The 16,388-nt window shown below is 52.1% G+C and carries 16 protein-coding genes; 13 read left to right on the top strand and 3 right to left on the bottom strand.

Features of this window, described 5'->3' with window-relative positions; genetic code table 11:
* Window positions 1-232: 232 nt before the first annotated feature.
* Entirely contained in the window at window positions 233-958 is a 726-nt protein-coding gene (gene pgl / locus AC5JO6_RS02180; protein ID WP_496079398.1) for a 6-phosphogluconolactonase, read from the bottom strand.
* 103 nt (window positions 959-1,061) lie between these two features.
* On the opposite strand from pgl, the gene AC5JO6_RS02175 reads away from it, so the two are divergent.
* From AC5JO6_RS02175 to AC5JO6_RS02125, 11 genes are all read left to right on the top strand, one after another.
* Window positions 1,062-1,835 carry an HpsJ family protein gene (locus tag AC5JO6_RS02175; RefSeq protein WP_496079397.1) on the top strand — a complete coding sequence of 258 codons (774 nt, stop codon included), beginning with the start codon at window positions 1,062-1,064 and terminating at the stop codon, window positions 1,833-1,835.
* Window positions 1,836-2,327: 492 nt separating this feature from the next.
* Window positions 2,328-3,047 carry a DUF502 domain-containing protein gene (locus AC5JO6_RS02170; RefSeq protein ID WP_496079497.1) on the top strand — a complete coding sequence of 240 codons (720 nt, stop codon included), beginning with the start codon at window positions 2,328-2,330 and terminating at the stop codon, window positions 3,045-3,047.
* Window positions 3,035-3,451 carry a hypothetical protein gene (locus AC5JO6_RS02165; protein WP_496079396.1) on the top strand — a complete coding sequence of 139 codons (417 nt, stop codon included), beginning with the start codon at window positions 3,035-3,037 and terminating at the stop codon, window positions 3,449-3,451. The genes AC5JO6_RS02170 and AC5JO6_RS02165 overlap by 13 nt, the downstream gene beginning before the upstream one ends.
* Window positions 3,452-3,556: 105 nt before the next feature.
* The gene (nusB, locus tag AC5JO6_RS02160) at window positions 3,557-4,210 is read left to right on the top strand and encodes a transcription antitermination factor NusB (protein WP_496079395.1); all 654 of its coding nucleotides are present in this window, start codon (window positions 3,557-3,559) and stop codon (window positions 4,208-4,210) included.
* Complete coding sequence (gene ftsY, locus AC5JO6_RS02155) at window positions 4,200-5,681, top strand: signal recognition particle-docking protein FtsY (RefSeq protein WP_496079394.1); 1,482 nt, start codon at window positions 4,200-4,202, stop codon at window positions 5,679-5,681. The genes nusB and ftsY overlap by 11 nt, the downstream gene beginning before the upstream one ends.
* Before the next feature lie 103 nt (window positions 5,682-5,784).
* On the top strand, window positions 5,785-6,201 hold the full coding sequence (locus AC5JO6_RS02150) for a hypothetical protein (protein ID WP_496079393.1): 417 nt from the start codon (window positions 5,785-5,787) through the stop codon (window positions 6,199-6,201).
* Window positions 6,202-6,400: 199 nt separating this feature from the next.
* The gene (locus AC5JO6_RS02145) at window positions 6,401-7,942 is read left to right on the top strand and encodes a PP2C family protein-serine/threonine phosphatase (RefSeq protein ID WP_496079392.1); all 1,542 of its coding nucleotides are present in this window, start codon (window positions 6,401-6,403) and stop codon (window positions 7,940-7,942) included.
* 684 nt (window positions 7,943-8,626) lie between these two features.
* Window positions 8,627-9,667, top strand: a complete 1,041-nt coding sequence (locus AC5JO6_RS02140; protein WP_496079391.1) for an adenosine deaminase — start codon at window positions 8,627-8,629, stop codon at window positions 9,665-9,667.
* Between the two features lie 146 nt (window positions 9,668-9,813).
* On the top strand, window positions 9,814-10,095 hold the full coding sequence (locus AC5JO6_RS02135) for a hypothetical protein (protein WP_496079390.1): 282 nt from the start codon (window positions 9,814-9,816) through the stop codon (window positions 10,093-10,095).
* 358 nt (window positions 10,096-10,453) lie between these two features.
* Window positions 10,454-11,866 (top strand): argininosuccinate lyase, encoded by a 1,413-nt coding sequence (argH, locus tag AC5JO6_RS02130; protein WP_496079389.1) that lies wholly within the window; start codon window positions 10,454-10,456, stop codon window positions 11,864-11,866.
* A 64-nt stretch (window positions 11,867-11,930) separates the two neighbouring features.
* Window positions 11,931-12,311: a DUF8632 family protein gene (locus AC5JO6_RS02125; RefSeq protein ID WP_496079388.1), complete on the top strand. Its 381-nt coding sequence runs from the start codon at window positions 11,931-11,933 to the stop codon at window positions 12,309-12,311.
* A gap of 51 nt (window positions 12,312-12,362) precedes the next feature.
* Here AC5JO6_RS02125 and AC5JO6_RS02120 read toward each other — a convergent pair whose 3' ends face one another.
* The gene (locus tag AC5JO6_RS02120) at window positions 12,363-13,691 is read right to left on the bottom strand and encodes a DUF58 domain-containing protein (RefSeq protein WP_496079387.1); all 1,329 of its coding nucleotides are present in this window, start codon (window positions 13,689-13,691) and stop codon (window positions 12,363-12,365) included.
* 47 nt (window positions 13,692-13,738) lie between these two features.
* On the opposite strand from AC5JO6_RS02120, the gene AC5JO6_RS02115 reads away from it, so the two are divergent.
* Complete coding sequence (locus AC5JO6_RS02115; protein WP_496079386.1) at window positions 13,739-13,966, top strand: hypothetical protein; 228 nt, start codon at window positions 13,739-13,741, stop codon at window positions 13,964-13,966.
* On the opposite strand, the gene AC5JO6_RS02110 is transcribed toward AC5JO6_RS02115, so the two are convergent.
* The gene (locus AC5JO6_RS02110; protein WP_496079385.1) at window positions 13,931-14,914 is read right to left on the bottom strand and encodes a slr1353 family protein; all 984 of its coding nucleotides are present in this window, start codon (window positions 14,912-14,914) and stop codon (window positions 13,931-13,933) included. The genes AC5JO6_RS02115 and AC5JO6_RS02110 overlap by 36 nt on opposite strands.
* Before the next feature lie 372 nt (window positions 14,915-15,286).
* Here AC5JO6_RS02110 and phoU point away from each other — a divergent pair, with 372 nt between their 5' ends.
* A complete protein-coding gene (gene phoU, locus AC5JO6_RS02105; RefSeq protein WP_496079384.1) occupies window positions 15,287-15,940 on the top strand; it encodes a phosphate signaling complex protein PhoU in 654 nt (217 codons plus the stop codon).
* Window positions 15,941-16,388: the final 448 nt, after the last annotated feature.

Genomic DNA, 16,388 nt, shown 5'->3' with positions numbered 1-16,388 from the left:
CAAACAGCCCTTTTTGCTGCCAGTTTACGCTGATTTGCCGCTATCCCAGTTCTACTTTGGCACAAGGCTCACTGTCATCTGGCTTTCACCAGGCTTGTCAAAAAATAAGCAGATGGTTTGGGAGAGGCGCAGCCATTAGCGGTCAGCGGTCAGGAAGCCATCTATACTGGTCGCTAATCAAAGGCTGATAGCTGATAGCTGACTGCTGATAGCCCACCCAATATCGTTTGTCTTAGCTCACTTTAAGTGCTTGCCCTGCGGCTTGATCAAGTAGCCACACAAGTTCACCTTCAGGCTGGATCAGGCGGGCAGGATAGGTTGCACTATCAGCAACAGGCGCGAAAATTTGCGCTAGCGCAGGGCGTTTACTGGCTCCAGCCACCATGAAAAGAACGGTACGGGCGTGGTTAATTAAAGGAACGGTGAAGGTGACGCGCGGTTGTCCGTCTTTGTTACCAACTGTAATAAGACGATCTCTCACTTGCAATGCGTCTGTATGAGGAAACAGAGAGGCGGTATGTCCATCATCGCCAATGCCCAGCAAGATAAGATCGAAGCGCGGGTAAGCTCCGGGCTGAAGCTGAAAGAATTGCTGTAGCTCCACCTCATGCTGACTGGCGGAAACTGCTGGATCAGCATTGGCTGTGGGCATCGGGTGAATATTGGCGGACGGAAACGCGACTCGATCGAGCCAGGCGTGACGCGCCATCCCTTCGTTACTGTCGGGGTGGTTGGCTGGCACATAGCGCTCGTCACCCCAGAAGACGTGGATCTGCTCCCAGGGAAGGGTTTGCGTAGCGAGCTGTTCATACAGCGGTTTGGGTGTACCGCCGCCTGCAAGCGCGATCGTGCTCTGTCCCCGCTCCGCGATCGCCCTCTGAATCTTAGCTACAACGATTGCCAGCGATCGACGAATGAGCGCGTCCTTATCTGGCAACACCTCGACAATTTTGTTCATGCGTTCAACCGCCCAATTCTTTCGAGAGATCCAACTCCGTAGTCTACTATAAGAGGTTGCTAGAGCAGTTGCAGTCAATTGCCCATCAAATCTATAGAAGTCGATGAAAACACTTAACGCTTCCCCCCTTACTGCCCTCATTCTCAAAGTCGTTGGACTCGTGCTGATCGTACTCTACCTGTTAGATTGCGTGGTCGTGCTCTCGTCCGCTCGGTTCCAGGATAGTCAATGGCTGTTTACGACCACGACTCAATTAGTCGATCGCGGCTTTGTTCCTATGATGGGCTTCGGCTTCTTATTCATCGGCTTCTGGGTCGAAAGCGCTTTGGAAACTCCCAGTGCGGTCGAACGATCGCGCGGTTTAAAAATGGGTGCGGCACTACTATCCAGCCTGCTCAGTTTAGTCTTTTTGCTGTTGATTCCCCTCAGCGTCAATGCCACCAATACAGCCGCAGACGACCAAATGAAGCAGATCACCCAAGATGCTAGTCGAGCCGAAAGCCAGATTGATGGTCAGGTGCAGCAGCTAAAAGCGCAGATTGATGCCCAGTCAAGCCAGATCGATCAGCTCATTCAGAGCGGTCAGCTTCAAGGAGCGCAATTGACACAGGCGAAACAGAAACTGGATCAGCTCCAGAAATTTAAATCTGATCCTAAAGCGCTGGAAGCACAGATTGCCCCTGAACGTGACCAGAAATTGACGCAGATTCGAGACAACAAGCGCAAGCTGGAAACTCAAGTCAACGATAATAAGCTGCGATCGGGGATGCGAAGCGGTATTGCGAGTTTGGTGCTGGCGATCGGCTATGCCATCATCGGTTGGACAGGGCTGCGGTATCTTTTGTCTACCCAAAACCAGCGTAGCTCCTCATCTTAGTAGAGCTGTAGAGCCACATCCCCGACTTCTCTAAGCAGTCGGGGATCTGATGGCAAAAAATAGTGTTAAGTGTGATACCGAATCGCCGTAGGGTATTCTGATGATTAACTCGATTGATTGGCGCACTTACGGTTAACTTTTGCGATCGCTAAACGCTGTGTGTCAGCAAACTGGGCTGTAGAAGACCCTGTAAATGACGGGGCAGCACCTCTAGAGCCAAAGAAACGCCCAAGGTTGGATGAACGCTGTAATATTTCTTTACGTTGTTCGTTACAATCTTCAAAGACAGCTTCTTTTGAAGATCGCTACACAGCTAGTCACTGGTTGAACGCCCTTTCTAGCAGTCTGTAAAGATAGATTCGGCAACGTCTACTCCAAGCGCTTAAAAAGTGGGTTCAACTCCTTTCTCAGGCTGGATGCTCCACGGATTTTGGTCTTTTTGAATCGCTAGTGTTGCTACAGTTGCCGCAAATTACAGGAGAGTGGGTGCCCATGCTCCAACGCCTCAAACAAGACCTCAAAAATGACCTGATCGCAGGGCTGCTAGTCGTCATTCCTCTGGCAACGACGATTTGGCTAACCATCACGATCGCCAACTGGGTCGTCAATTTTCTCACTCGCATCCCCAAGCAGCTCAATCCCTTTGATGGTCTGAATCCAATTCTGGTCAATCTGCTGAATTTAGTAGTGGGGCTGACGGTGCCACTGCTTTGCATTCTGCTCATCGGCTTGATGGCGCGAAACATTGCCGGACGCTGGCTACTGGACTTTGGTGAGCGTACGCTTCAGGCGATTCCATTAGCAGGTTCAGTCTACAAAACGCTGAAGCAATTGCTTGAAACGCTGTTAAAAGACTCTGGCAATAAGTTTCGGCGTGTCGTGCTGGTGGAATATCCCCGTCAGGGCGTTTGGTCGCTTGGTTTTGTGACGGGAGTGTTGAGCAGTGAGTTTCAGGCACGCTTTGCGAGTCCCATGTTGGGCGTGTTTATTCCCACAACGCCCAATCCCACCACAGGTTGGTATGCTGTCGTGCCCGAAGATGCCGTGATTAACCTTTCGATGCCGATCGAAGATGCGTTCAAAGTAGTGATTTCCGGTGGTATTGTCGCTCCCGATGCGTCAGTGATTGTGCCTAGCAAACGCACGTTAGACTTGTTCCCTGAGCAAAATCGGCAGGCGATCGCGCTAGAAGACGACGTATGGGAAAGCTGAAGAAATTTTCGCTTGTTTTCATCACTGCTCTCATCGCCTTACTTTTAGTGCAATGCCACGTTGGATCTCTGTCTCCAATTACTGTTGGCAAAAAAGTATGGCTTAAAAACCCCGCTGCTGCTTGGGAAAAAGAAGTCCGTCATCATATTTCAGTGGGAAGCTCGATTGCGAGTGCAAGAGAGCTTTTGGAATTTAATGGCTTTGAGTGTGCTTACGTGAAGGACAACGATGAGACGGAGAACAGGTGGAATCCATCTAGAGCCAGCGGAGAGGGTGATTACCTCTCGTGTAGCGAAGAAAAATCCCCGTGGCTAGCTTGTACTGAGTCTTATCAAGCGTATGTTCGCTACGTTAGAGAAAAAGCGACCGAGATCAACGCTTATGTTGGACAATGGTGTCTTTGACCCTCTCTTCTGCGTTTCAAGCACTACGTCTTTGCTGAGGTTTAACGTCCATCTGATTGTTCGCAATAAACGTTATCCTTAAGCCTTTATCCTTCATCCTTTCCTATGCAAGCCCGTCGAATTGCTCGTGAATTAGCGCTGTTGAGTATCAGCCAGCTACCTGCCAACCAGGAGCGCCTGGAGATGCAGCAGCTCCAAAATGTGGTTGTGGCAGCCGTGCGGACGCTGACCAGTGAGGCGCAGGATGCTCTGGAAACGGCATCGGCTGAGCTACAGCAGGGAAGCGCCCGTTTGTTGACCAGCGAAACCCGTGCAGCGGATGTTGAGAGCGCTAGAGCAATGGTGAATGAGGCGATCGCGCTCACTCAGACTGCCATCAATCGTCTGGGCGTAGCGATCGACGTGCCTGAATTTATTCAACTGGCAAATCAGCAAGATGTGCGCCACTATACGCTTGAAATTATTGGCAAACTGAAGGCAAATCGGGACGAAATTGATCAAATTCTGTCTACAGCGCTGGTCGATTGGCAGCTCTCTCGCCTTGCCTGGATCGATCGTGATATCCTCCGCATCGCTGTCACGGAGATTCTTTTTTTAGGCATTCCCGATCGCGTCGCTGCAAACGAAGCCGTGGAGTTAGCAAAACGATACAGTGGCGAAGACGGACATCGCTTTATCAATGGTGTACTGCGACGAGTGACGGATCAGCTCAAAGCAGACAAGAAAGCAATGGGAGGGCTGGGGCGAAATGACGTTTGATTGGTTTCGTCGGCAATATGACCAGAATGCTGAGAGCGTTCCAGCAGCAGAAACTGATCCAGCAGCACAGGAATCAGCGGTAGAGAATGAGGCGGCTCCTGCCGTTGCTGAAGATTACCTGAGCTGGGCAAAGGTTGCTTACCAAAACATTCAAAAGCGGCAACAAACTGAGGCGATCGCCACACCTTCAGAGGTGCCCGCAGCAACAGAAACAGTGAAGGACGCGATCGCCGATGTTGAATCAGCGTCCTCAGACATCGCTGTACCAGCCGCTACTGATGTGGCGGCTGCAGAACCAGCTACACCGCTACCATTTTGGGCGCAATCTGAAGCCGATCGCCAGGAGCGGCTAGAACGCCTCAAAGAAAATGCCATTGTCGAACCAGAGCCTGCGATCGCGCCAACTACAACGGCTCCAGACCCAACCGCACCCGCTACAACCGCTGTAGATGACGCTGAGCTGGTTCTTGATGAAGGTTTTCTCTGGTCATCGGAAATTCTCGCTGCGCAAGGGCGACGACCAGACCAGATTTCGCTAGAAGAAATTACCTGGCTCAATCGTCTGCGGCAAGGGTTAGACAAAACACGACGCGGTTTGATTAATCAACTACGGTCGATCGTGGGGCAGGGACCGCTGAACGACGATGCCGTAGACGAAATTGAGTCGGTACTCCTGCAAGCGGATGTGGGTGTTGCTGCAACCGACGCGATCATTAGTGCCCTGCAAAGCAAGCTGCGGCAAGAAACGCTGCCACCGGATGCTGCCCTTACTTATTTGAAGCAGATCTTGCGCGACATGCTAGATGCGCCGTTAAAGAACGCTAAGACCCGTTTCTTTGCACCCGAAGACGAGACGCTCAATATTTGGCTAATCACGGGCGTAAACGGTGCTGGGAAGACAACCACGATCGGCAAACTCGCCCACATCGCCCAAAAATCGGGGTACAACTGCTTGATTGCGGCGGCTGATACGTTTAGAGCGGCAGCCGTCGAGCAAGTGAAAGTGTGGGGCAGTCGCAGTGGCGTAGAAGTCATCGCTAACCCAGGACAGAACACCGATCCCGCAGCCGTTGTCTTTGACGCGATCGCGGCTGCCCAGTCACGCGGCACCGATTTACTGCTCGTCGATACGGCTGGACGCTTGCAAAACAAGAAAAACCTGATGGATGAACTCAGCAAAATCCGCCGCATTATCGACAAAAAAGCGGACAACGCAGTCGTCGAATCGCTACTGGTGCTGGATGCAACCCTGGGGCAAAACGGGCTGCGACAAGCCGAAGTCTTTTCAGAAGCGGCTCAGCTCAGTGGTGTGATTCTCACGAAACTAGATGGCACGGCGAAGGGCGGCATTGCGCTGGCGATCGTGCAGCAGCTTGGTTTGCCCATCCGCTTCATTGGTGCTGGAGAAGGCATCGAAGATCTCCGCCCCTTCTCCAGCTATGAGTTTGTGGAAGCGCTGCTGAATGGTTAGGGATAAGGGCTGAAGGATAAAACAAGCATCAGCTGACGCACCGCGATCGTGGTTCACCACAACGGAAGGTTCACTGCAACGAAAAAAACAGGACATCTAAGTTATGGACAATCCCTTACAACAACGCATCAATCAATATCAACTGCTCAGTGAACTACGGCTGAAGTTACTACGCTTGCACAAGCTTTTATTAGAAGCAGAGCGCATTGCCTATGAACAGGTACAGGGACAAGTCTCAAAAGGACAACTGCTGCAATTAGTCATCTCCCATGACCAATTTGCCTGGTTGCATCGGCTTTCTCAGATCATTGTGCAAATCGATGAGCTACAACAAGCCGATGAACCTATTACGCTAGAAACGATCGAAACCTTCCTGACTGACGTGCGAACACTGTTAACCCCCTCTGAAGCAGGTGATGATTTCGCTACAAAATACGATGCGGCGTTGCAGCAAAACCCTGATGTGGTACTGGCACACGCCGACGTTGTAGCACTGCTTACCACTACATCTCAACGTTGACTGCATCAATTCAGAGCTTATCTGCTACCGTTGGTAAACTAAGCCCCAAGTTTGGTAAGCCCCAAGTTTGGTAAGCCCCAAGTTTGGGCATCCTCCCATAAAGTCAGTCCAACCAAAGGTGATTCTAGGGATATATTCGTTAGAATCAATTGCGCTAACTGTCTGCTCTCGCAGTAATCGTTCGTTTACCTCAAACCCAATGACTGCTGTGCCTCTTCCTCGACAGCCAGCGCAACGATCGGAGACTGGGACAGTGCCACCGTCTGCGGCAAACACTCCAGCTACCGAAATTCTGCGCGATCGGCTCACTGTTCGTACCCCTGGTGGTGCGAATAGCGGTGGTGCGCCTGAAGTCACACCCGTCTTTGCCCTCAAAGAATTGGTGGCACGGCTAAACCGAGAACAGCACAAAATTCAGGATTTACTGAGTTCATTGGGCTTTGCGCTGCGGAGTTTCAACAATCTCAATCAGTTCTTGGAGCTGATCCCGCTGATGGCAAGCCGGGTCACAGACAGCGATGGTGGAGCGCTACTACTGTTTAAGCCGAATGGTCAAGTGCGTTTAGAGCGGCTCCACTGTCAGGATAGTCGCTGGTGTCAGGACATTCGTAAAGCGCTAGAGACGGCAACTCGCCAAGTAACATCCTCGCTGCCTACAACGGCTGCTGGCGAGACGATCGCCCTTACGCCCAGCGCGATCGCCACCCTTGATCATCAGGTCAGCCATTATTTGGGTGCCGATGTGCAGCTTTTTGGCACTGCCATTCTGGTCAAGAATACAGAACGCGGACGGCTGTACGTCTTTAGCCGCGATCCACAATATGGGTGGACAGAAACTCGTCAGAAACTGGTGCGCCTGGTTGCCGACCAGACCGCAGTGGCGATCGAAAACGATGAACTGACCGTCGAACTTCGCAAAAAAGAACGCCTCGATCGAGAGCTTGAAATTGGAGCCGAAATTCAACTGCGCCTGCTGCCGCGATCGTGCCCCAAAATTCAAGGCATTGAACTAGCCGCCCGCTGTCAATCAGCCAATCGAGTCGGCGGCGATTTCTATGACTTCATCCCTGCCAGCTACGACCAGATTCGCTCCAAAAAAGATGGCAGCAGCGAATGGGGACGCTGGAGTTTGGTGATCGGTGATGTCATGGGCAAAGGCGTGCCCGCTGGCTTGATCATGACTATGACGCGAGGTATGTTGCGGGCAGAGGTACTCAACGGGCACTCACCTGCGCGCATTTTGCAGCACCTCAACCGCGTCATGTACGCCGACCTGGAAAACTCCAATCGCTTCGTCACGCTTTTTTACTCAGAATATGATCCCAAGACGCGGCTCTTGTCTTATAGCAACGCTGCCCAAAACCCGCCCTTGCTGTGGCAGGCTGCAACCAAAACTATCCGGCGGCTAGACACACTGGGAATGCTGATTGGGCTAGATGCCGACACACACTATCATGATGCCCAGGTGCAGCTTCAAGCAGGCGACACGCTGATTTACTACACTGATGGCTTTACCGATGCTGCTAACCAAAGTGGCGATCGCTTTGACGAAGAGAATTTGACGCGATCGTTCCAATGGGCGTGTCAGCACTGCAATCATCCCCAGGCAATTCTAGAATACTTGTTCAATCAAGTGCAGAAATTCACTGGCACGGCAAACCGCAACGCAGATGATATGACCCTCATTGTGATGCAGGTGAAAAGTGCTGTCAGCGATCAGCCGTCAGCCATCAGCCCTTAGCTTGTCTCCACCCCTAATCGCTGAATACAGTTATCAGGCACACCTGTCCAGTGCATGACGCTGCGATCTGAACAGGCGCACGCGATCGCCTCCGGTCGTGATCCAATTTCAAAGAGCAAACACGGCAGGTAGAAACGGGGTGCAGGGATAACGCCCTCACACCCAATCTGCAACCCTTATCTTTAAATTGGTCAGGACTGACGCATCAGGTGTTTAGATCCCCGACTTCTGATTAAAGTTCTGTCTTAAAAGCCAACTCAAGCATAGAAGTCGGGGATCTTTGCATAAATCCTATTGGTATGATTTTTTGTTAACGTTTGTTTGCCGTGATACGACATGTAACGGTTGAAATCGGCGATGCTAGCCAAACCCAAAGTCCGATCGGTCGCTTGCACCTGGGGTGAAAAAAGAATGTCTGGTTTTTGCCCTCAGGCTGATCGCTGAATGCTGATGGCTGACCGCTAAATTAACCTGGAGTGAAAAAAGAATGTCTGGTTTTTGTCCTCAGGCTGATCGCTGAATGCTGATGGCTGACCGCTAAATTAACCTGGGGTGAAAAAAGAATGCCCGGTTTTTGCTCTCAGGCTGATGGCTGAATGCTGATGGCTGACCGCTAAATCAACTGTGTATAGCGGTGTTCTAGCAAGCCCTCTTGTTGAAAGAAACTGACGATGGAGATCATATATGGAAGCCTGGATTCGTGACCTGCCCAAAGCCGAACTACACATTCATATCGAAGGGTCACTGGAACCGGAGTTAATGTTTGCGATCGCCCAACGCAACCAAATTGACCTGCCCTACACCTCAGCGGCAGCAGTCCGCGATGCCTATCAATTTAGCGACTTACAGTCGTTTCTGGATATCTACTATGCCGGGGCAGGGGTATTGCTGCATGAGCAAGATTTTTATGACATGACCTGGGCATATCTGGAGCGGTGCGCGGCGCAGAATGTACGCCATACCGAGATTTTCTTTGATCCGCAAACTCACACCGATCGCGGTATTCCCTTTGCTGTAGTCATCAACGGCATCCATCAGGCATTAGTGGATGGCAAACAGTTGGGTGTTTCATCGCAGTTGATTTGCAGTTTTCTCAGGCACCTCAGCGCCGATTCGGCAATGGCAACGCTAGAGCAGGCGCTACCGTTCCAGGATTGGCTGGTGGGCGTGGGGTTAGATTCGTCTGAGATGGGACATCCTCCCGCTAAGTTTCAGGCGGTGTTTGAACGGGCACGGGCGGCAGGCTTTCTCACAGTGGCACATGCGGGTGAGGAAGGACCACCGGACTATATTTGGCAGGCAGTGGAACTGCTGAAGGTCGCACGGATTGATCATGGTGTGCGGTGCTTGGAAGATCCAAAGCTGGTGGCATATCTTGCCGATCGCCAGATTCCACTCACCGTTTGTCCACTCTCAAATGTCAAGCTCTGTGTGTTTGATGACATGACAACGCACAACCTGAAGCAACTGTTAGACGCGGGACTCTGTGTGACGATTAATTCGGATGATCCAGCGTATTTTGGCGGTTACCTTGCCGAAAACTTTCAGTCGATTCGCGATCACCTGATGTTAACAACGGCGGAAATCCACCAACTGAGCCGCAATGGCTTTCAAGCTGCTTTTTTGCCACCTGAAACCAAGGGGACATTGCTGCACGAGGTCAATCGCTTTATGGCAACAGTCGGCGTGGAACCAGAGGGTCGCACGATCGCGGATCGCGCGTAGAGCGATCGCGCATGAGTTCCGGTCTCAGATAGCTTCTCCACAGCCCTCTTCGTGCGATCGTTCACATAATTTTCTGGTATCCTTTCAGTCCTGTAAGATAAACGTGTGCGCTGGTTGGCATCCATTAGAAAGGGGAGAGAGCGGCAATGGTCATCGGCATAATACCGGATGTAACGATCGGTTTAATTGATCCAACGTACTGGCTGGATGTGTCTTGGCTGGATGCATCTTGGGCTAACGTATTACAGCCAGCTCACTGGCATCTACCCATTGACTTAGCGGCATTTGGCGACAAAAAGCTTGAAGTTGATCTGGCAGGTGACGTGCAGAGAGCATTCAATAACTTTGTCAAAACAGGGCAGGTTTGGGCATTTCTCATCGGCATTATTTTTGGCTACTTTGTGAAAGCATTTACGTCCTTTGGCTAAACCAAAGAATGAGCGTTGGGCGTTGCTGATTTGGTGTATGAATGCTCAGGTTTGCCCACCCTTCGTGAAGCAAACTACACCCTAGCCGTCTCCCAAAAGGAGAGGGGACAAGCGTTTTAGCTCCCTTCTCCTTGGGGAGAAGGGTATAGCCCTTCGGGCATTCAAGAAAGGAGATGAGGGTGATTCATACTCGCATTCAGCAACGCCCTGAGAACAGTTCGGGGTTGTTTTTTGTGGTATTGAGTGTAATAGATTTGAATTCCTTCCAGGGTTTGCCAAGCGTTCAGGTAAAAAACTGGGCTAACCAATTCTGCAATGCTAGACAAAATCCAAACGCTTTAACACAGTGAGAATTGCTTTGAATCAAGACCTCTCTCAACCATCAGCAGCCATTCAGCCGTCTACCTGGAGCCAGCGCTTTGAGTCGGCACTTCATCCCGCGATCGCCCGCTTTAACGCCAGCATCGGCTTTGACATTCAACTGATTGAGTACGACCTGACGGGTTCTCAAGCTCATGCACGAATGCTGGCACACACGGGCATTATTGCTACTGAAGAGGGAGAACAACTGGTCAAGGGTCTGGAGCAAATTCGGCAAGAATACCGCCAGGGGCTTTTAAAGCCTGGTGTTGAGGCAGAGGATGTCCACTTTGCGGTTGAGCGTCGTTTGACCCAAATCGTAGGCGATGTCGGCAAAAAACTCCACACAGCACGATCGCGCAATGACCAGGTAGGCACCGATACGCGCCTCTATTTGCGCGACCAGATTCAGCAAATTCGGCAGCGAGTGCGATCGTTCCAGTCGATCTTGTTAACGCTGGCAGAACAGCACGTCGAAACGCTGATTCCTGGCTATACGCATCTACAACGGGCACAACCCCTCAGCCTTGCCCATCATCTGCTTGCCTATTTTGAAATGAGCCAGCGCGACTGGGAGCGGCTGGGCGAAATCTATCAGCGGGTGAATATTTCGCCGCTTGGCTCTGGTGCGCTGGCAGGTACGACCTTTCCCATCGATCGCCACTACACGGCTGAGTTGCTCAATTTTGGTGGTGTCTATGCCAACAGCTTGGATGGAGTGAGCGATCGGGACTTTGCGATCGAATTTCTCTGCGCTGCCAGCCTCATCATGGTGCATCTCAGCCGCCTGTCCGAAGAAGTCATCCTGTGGGCATCGGAGGAGTTTGGCTTTGTCACGCTTAAAGATAGCTGCTCCACAGGCTCCAGCATTATGCCTCAGAAGAAAAACCCTGATATACCCGAACTCGTGCGTGGCAAAACGGGCAGGGTTTTTGGACATCTCCAGGGATTGCTGGTACTTATGAAAGGCTTGCCCCTGGCTTACAACAAAGATTTGCAGGAAGACAAAGAGGCACTCTTTGATGCGGTTATCACCGTGCAGGGCTGTCTAGAAGCGATGACGATCTTGCTGCAAGAGGGGCTAGAATTCCGCGTGGCGCGACTTCAAGCAGCCGTTAATGAAGACTTTTCTAACGCAACGGATGTGGCGGATTATTTAGCAGGCAAAGGCGTACCCTTCCGCGAGGCATACAATTTGGTGGGGAAAGTGGTGAAGACTTCTCTGTCTCAAGGCAAGCTGCTAAAAGATCTGACGCTAGACGAATGGAAGGCGCTTCATCCGGCATTCGAGTCTGATATTTACGCCGCGATCGAGCCTGCACACGTTGTCTCTGCCCGCAACAGCTATGGTGGTACAGGTTTTGCCCAGGTGCGACAGGCATTGCAAAACGCCAAAGCAGTCCTTTCATAGGTGATGTTACATTCTGTAGGGACGTTACATGTAACGTCCCTACAGACGAGAACAATCAATCGTTATGTCTCACCCGCTTCAGCATGGGCAGGTCTTCTTTAGCCCCGGTTGCCACTTCAGCTACCGCGTCATTGGTGCCTGCTGCCGCTTGTTCGATCGCGAACAGTTGCCCTATCCCTGCTGCCGACTTCAGTGGCGCGGCAAAGAACCAAGCTGGCGACGCATTGGTAAACGCTTCATTGTCGATCTATCCACCAAAAAACATCCCTCTTACAGCGTCGAGATTTTGGGACAGGGCTTACTAGAACCGATCGTCATTACCCTTTATGCCGTGAATTTACCCGAAGAGACGAGAAGCTGGTGGCACAGCGATCGACCAGAGCAGCGCAATGGTGATTCACCTTCTGGAGTAGCCTCTGTAACGAAGCCAGTTATGACGACATGACCACGACTGGAAAACTCCTGAGAGTTGAGTTGAGTCGGATCAAGCATCGTGTTAAAGCTGATTGCGGGCTTTGAGCTGAAGGTAGCGATCGACTAACTGATCACTAATCTGATCAGCAGGTGCATCCAGCACAAGCACACCTTTTTGTTTGAGTTTTGCCAGCGCTAACTGACGTTGTGCCAGTAAATCGAGCGCCACCGCACGAGCATAGGTCGTAGGAAGATCGGTAGTGAGAGCGTGTGCTTGCGTATCAACTTGAGGATCGCGCAACGTCACGCAGAAAGGTAGATGGCGTGGGGAGAGTCGTCCCATTGCTACCAACAGTTCTGTCGAAGCAGTTGAGTCAATCACTTCAGTAATGAGAACGACTAGTGCACGGCGCGTTTGACGGGTAGCAACGGTTGTGACTGCACTGACGTAGTCTGGCTCCAACAGCACGGGATGAATGGGTGTCAAGCGCTCGATCATCTTGGGCAACTGGGCTTGACCACGATCGGGCGGAATCCAGGCGTGCATTTGGCGATCGAATACTCCAATGCCGACTCGATCGCCTCGGGTTAGCCCAGCTAGCGCCAACGATAACGCTGCATTCAAGCCCCAATCAAACCGTGCTAAGCCTTTCACCTGAGCGGTCATCAACCGTCCGCGATCGAGTAATACCAGCAGGGTTTGTTCCTGCTCTGGCTCCAGCACTCGCACCAACACGCGACTGCGACGAGCGGTGGCATTCCAGTCAATCAGGCGTGGATCGTCCCCTGTTGCATATTCGCGCAGTTCTGAAAACTCGGTGCCCATGCCCTGACGACGGGCACGACGCAGATTACCGCTGGTTTGTAGCGTCAGGCGAATGGACAGCGATCGCAGCCCGATCAAATCAGGATAGACGGCTACAGTGTCGTGCTTGGGGACTTTCCAGTTGTGCCACGCTAACCCCCAGGCTCCCAACTGACGTACCTGAATACCGCCCCACGTGTACTCGCCTCGTTTAGATGGAAAAACCTGATAGGTCAGTGCTTCGCGGCTGTGGGCGGGTAATGCCAGGTGCAGCGGTTGGGTGGTGGTTGAAAATGCCTGCGGGTAGAAATCTCGAATTTGCAGCACAGCAGGCTGGTAGCCCGTTTTCACCGTTAGCTGTACCGGGTTGTTGCGCCCAATCGAAAGGCGATCGCTGTGATCACGCTCCACCACAGCCCGACCCGATCGCACTCGGCGCTCATCGATCACTGCCAGCACCAGCACAGCCGCATCAAACCCTAACGTCAGCAGGATTGATACACCCAGAAACTGCGGGTTAATGACATCGGACCCGATCGCGGCAACGCCTAGCCCGATCGCAGTACCCAGCAGCAACAGTTGATAAACGCGACTGGATGGGATCATAAGCGAAATGGACGGTTAATAAGAATCGACCTTATCCTAACTCTGTGGTGAGGAAAATTTTCAAGTCGAGCCGCTGGCTTTTAGCTTTTAGCTTTCAGCGTCTAGCCCATCCCCTATTCCCCACTCCCTATTCCCCACTCCCTATTCCCCACTCCCCGCTCCCCACTCCCTATTCCCCACTCCCCGCTCCCCACTCCCTATTCCCCACTCCCCACTCCCCACTCCCCACTCCCCACTCCCTATGGTGTCACCGTTGCAGAAGGCTGAGTGTTTAGATACGTCAGAAAGTCTTCCAACTCATCGTCCGTGAGTTCACTACGCGTTTTTTTACCGTAGGTTTTTTGTAGGTAGGTGCTGCCCTGTCGCTTGCTCCAGCCGATGCGATCGATCTCCACGCCAATCTGCGAGATCAGTGAGGACAAATCTCTCGACGCACTCCCAGACGTATCAGCCTCCGGTGCTGCCGGATCTTTGCTGGCACTTGGCTTGCGGGGCTTGCTTTTAGGCGCTGGTTCCTCAGTTGCTGTGGGAGAAGCATCATCTGTGCTGGCGCGATCGCCAGTTGCCTCTTCCACAGTTAGCGGTTCAGGTTCCTCAAATGGTTCGTCGTCATAGGGTGAGGGTGTATCATCAGGCGCATCGTCATAACTGGGCAGGGCATCATCAAGCAGCACGCCATCGGGTAGTGCATCAGATGTATCCAGTTCCATTTCAGAGACGTAGGGTGTTGCCGCAGATGGGTCAACTGACGCAGTAGAGAAGGGCACTGGAACGTCGGGAATGAGCGCTGGCTCGAACGCTAACGTGGGAAAAGGTGAGGGAGGGGCGATCGCTCCCTCAGCACCCGGCGATGTTATTGAAGTCGCACCGTCTTGAAGCGCGCCGCCATCCAACGTTTTGGGAAACCGCGTCATGTCCTTGAAGGCACTCATCAGCGGGTTCGTTGGAGCGCTGAAGTTGGGAGCAGGCATCGCAGGGATACCAGATGGAGCGGGATGAATGCCTAGCAGTGCCAACACCCGCAGCCGCGCCTGATCTTCTGCTTGCTCAACGGTTGCAGCATTGGACAGGCTGGTTGCTAGTGTCATACTGCCTAGCTGCACCAGCGCCCGTACAACAAAATGGTCAGCGTGAATTTGCACTAACTCGGTTAGTAGTCCACTGGTGGGATAGCGGGTTTGCAATTGTCTAAACAGCGAATGCAGGTCAAGTGATTCAGGCATTGAGATGGCAGGGGTTTAAAGGGACGATCGGGTCATCAGTAACGATGTTAAGCGACTGAAGAGAGACAAAGCATCCTCTTGGAAAAAGCGCTATAGCGGTTCTCGTTTGATTGCAGTCTAAATTTCTAGGTTTTAAGGCAGGAGGCAGGAGGCAGGAGGCAGAAGGAAAACTGCCCTCTGCCCTCTGCCCTCTGCCTCTGAAGAATGCTCACCATCAAATGCCGATACGCTTAAAACCGGATGTCTTGCAGCGGACTGCTAGGATTCTTCATGTGCTATAGACTTGACAACTATACTTATCTACAGGTAATGCTGCGAACGGCTTAAAGCTGTTTCAGGTTAGAGTTGTAGACTTCACATGCGAGTACGTTGTTGGAAAGCCCAAGACTCATCCGCACTCATTTTGATCGCCAAACTAAACGCATCCAGCGTGACGTTTTGCGAATGGGTGCTTTAGTGGAAAATTCCTTCTGGATGGCGCGTCAGGCACTGTTTGACCGCGATCTAGACGCTCCCGCTAAAATCGCGGTGCAAGACAAACAAATTGACAAGCTTTATCGCCAGATTGAGCAAGATTGCGTGAACTTAATTGCGCTTCAGGCTCCCGTTGCTCAAGATTTACGCCTCCTCAGCGCTATGATGCAGCTTGTGCGTGATCTAGAACGCATCGGCGACTACGCTGAAGATTTGGGCGAAATCGCTATTCGTCTGTTTCACTACCCGCCGCCAGTCTATATGGGACAAGTGCAGATGATGTGCGATCGCTGCCGCGCCATGCTGGCAATGAGCCTCGCCGCTCTTTCTGACCTGGATGCCGAATCGGGACTGCAAATTAAGATCAAAGACGATGCGGTTGATCTCGACTACGAAACGCTCTACGACCTTCTGGCACATCAGCGCGATGTTCCCGGCATTGTTGAGCCGATCGTGCTGATGATCCTTGTCATTCGACACATGGAGCGCATGGCAGACCACGCCACTAACATCGGTAAGCGCGTTGCTTACATCGTCACTGGGCAGCGGTAGGAGAGGTGAGGGGTGAAAGGGGGTGAGGAGTGAGGGGTAAGGGGTGAGAAAGTTTTGAATTGAAAAAATCAGGCGTTGGGCTTGGAATGTCGCGCTTGAAAGTCGGAGTGTCGAGCTTTGAACTCGGAGTGTCGAGCTTTGAGGTCGGAGTGTCGAGCTTTGAACTCGGAGTATCGAGCTTTGAGGTCGGAGTATCGAGCTTTGAGGTCGGAGTGTCGAGCTTTGAACTCGGAGTGTCGAGCTTTGAACTCGGAATATCGAGCTTTGAACTCGGAGTGTCGAGCTTTGAACTCGGAGTGTCGAGCTTTGAACTCGGAGTGTCGAGCTTTGAGCCTGAGCGGTCAAGGTTTAGTCGAAAAACCTCGCATCGCCTACCTCACTCCTGCCTCCTGCCTCCTGCCTCCTGCCTCCTGCCTCCTGCCTCCTGCCTCCTGCCTCCTGCCTCCTG

Source organism: Tildeniella sp., from assembly GCF_059505325.1.
Note: the sequence above shows the minus strand (reverse complement) of the source record. Positions and strands in the feature narration are given on the sequence as shown.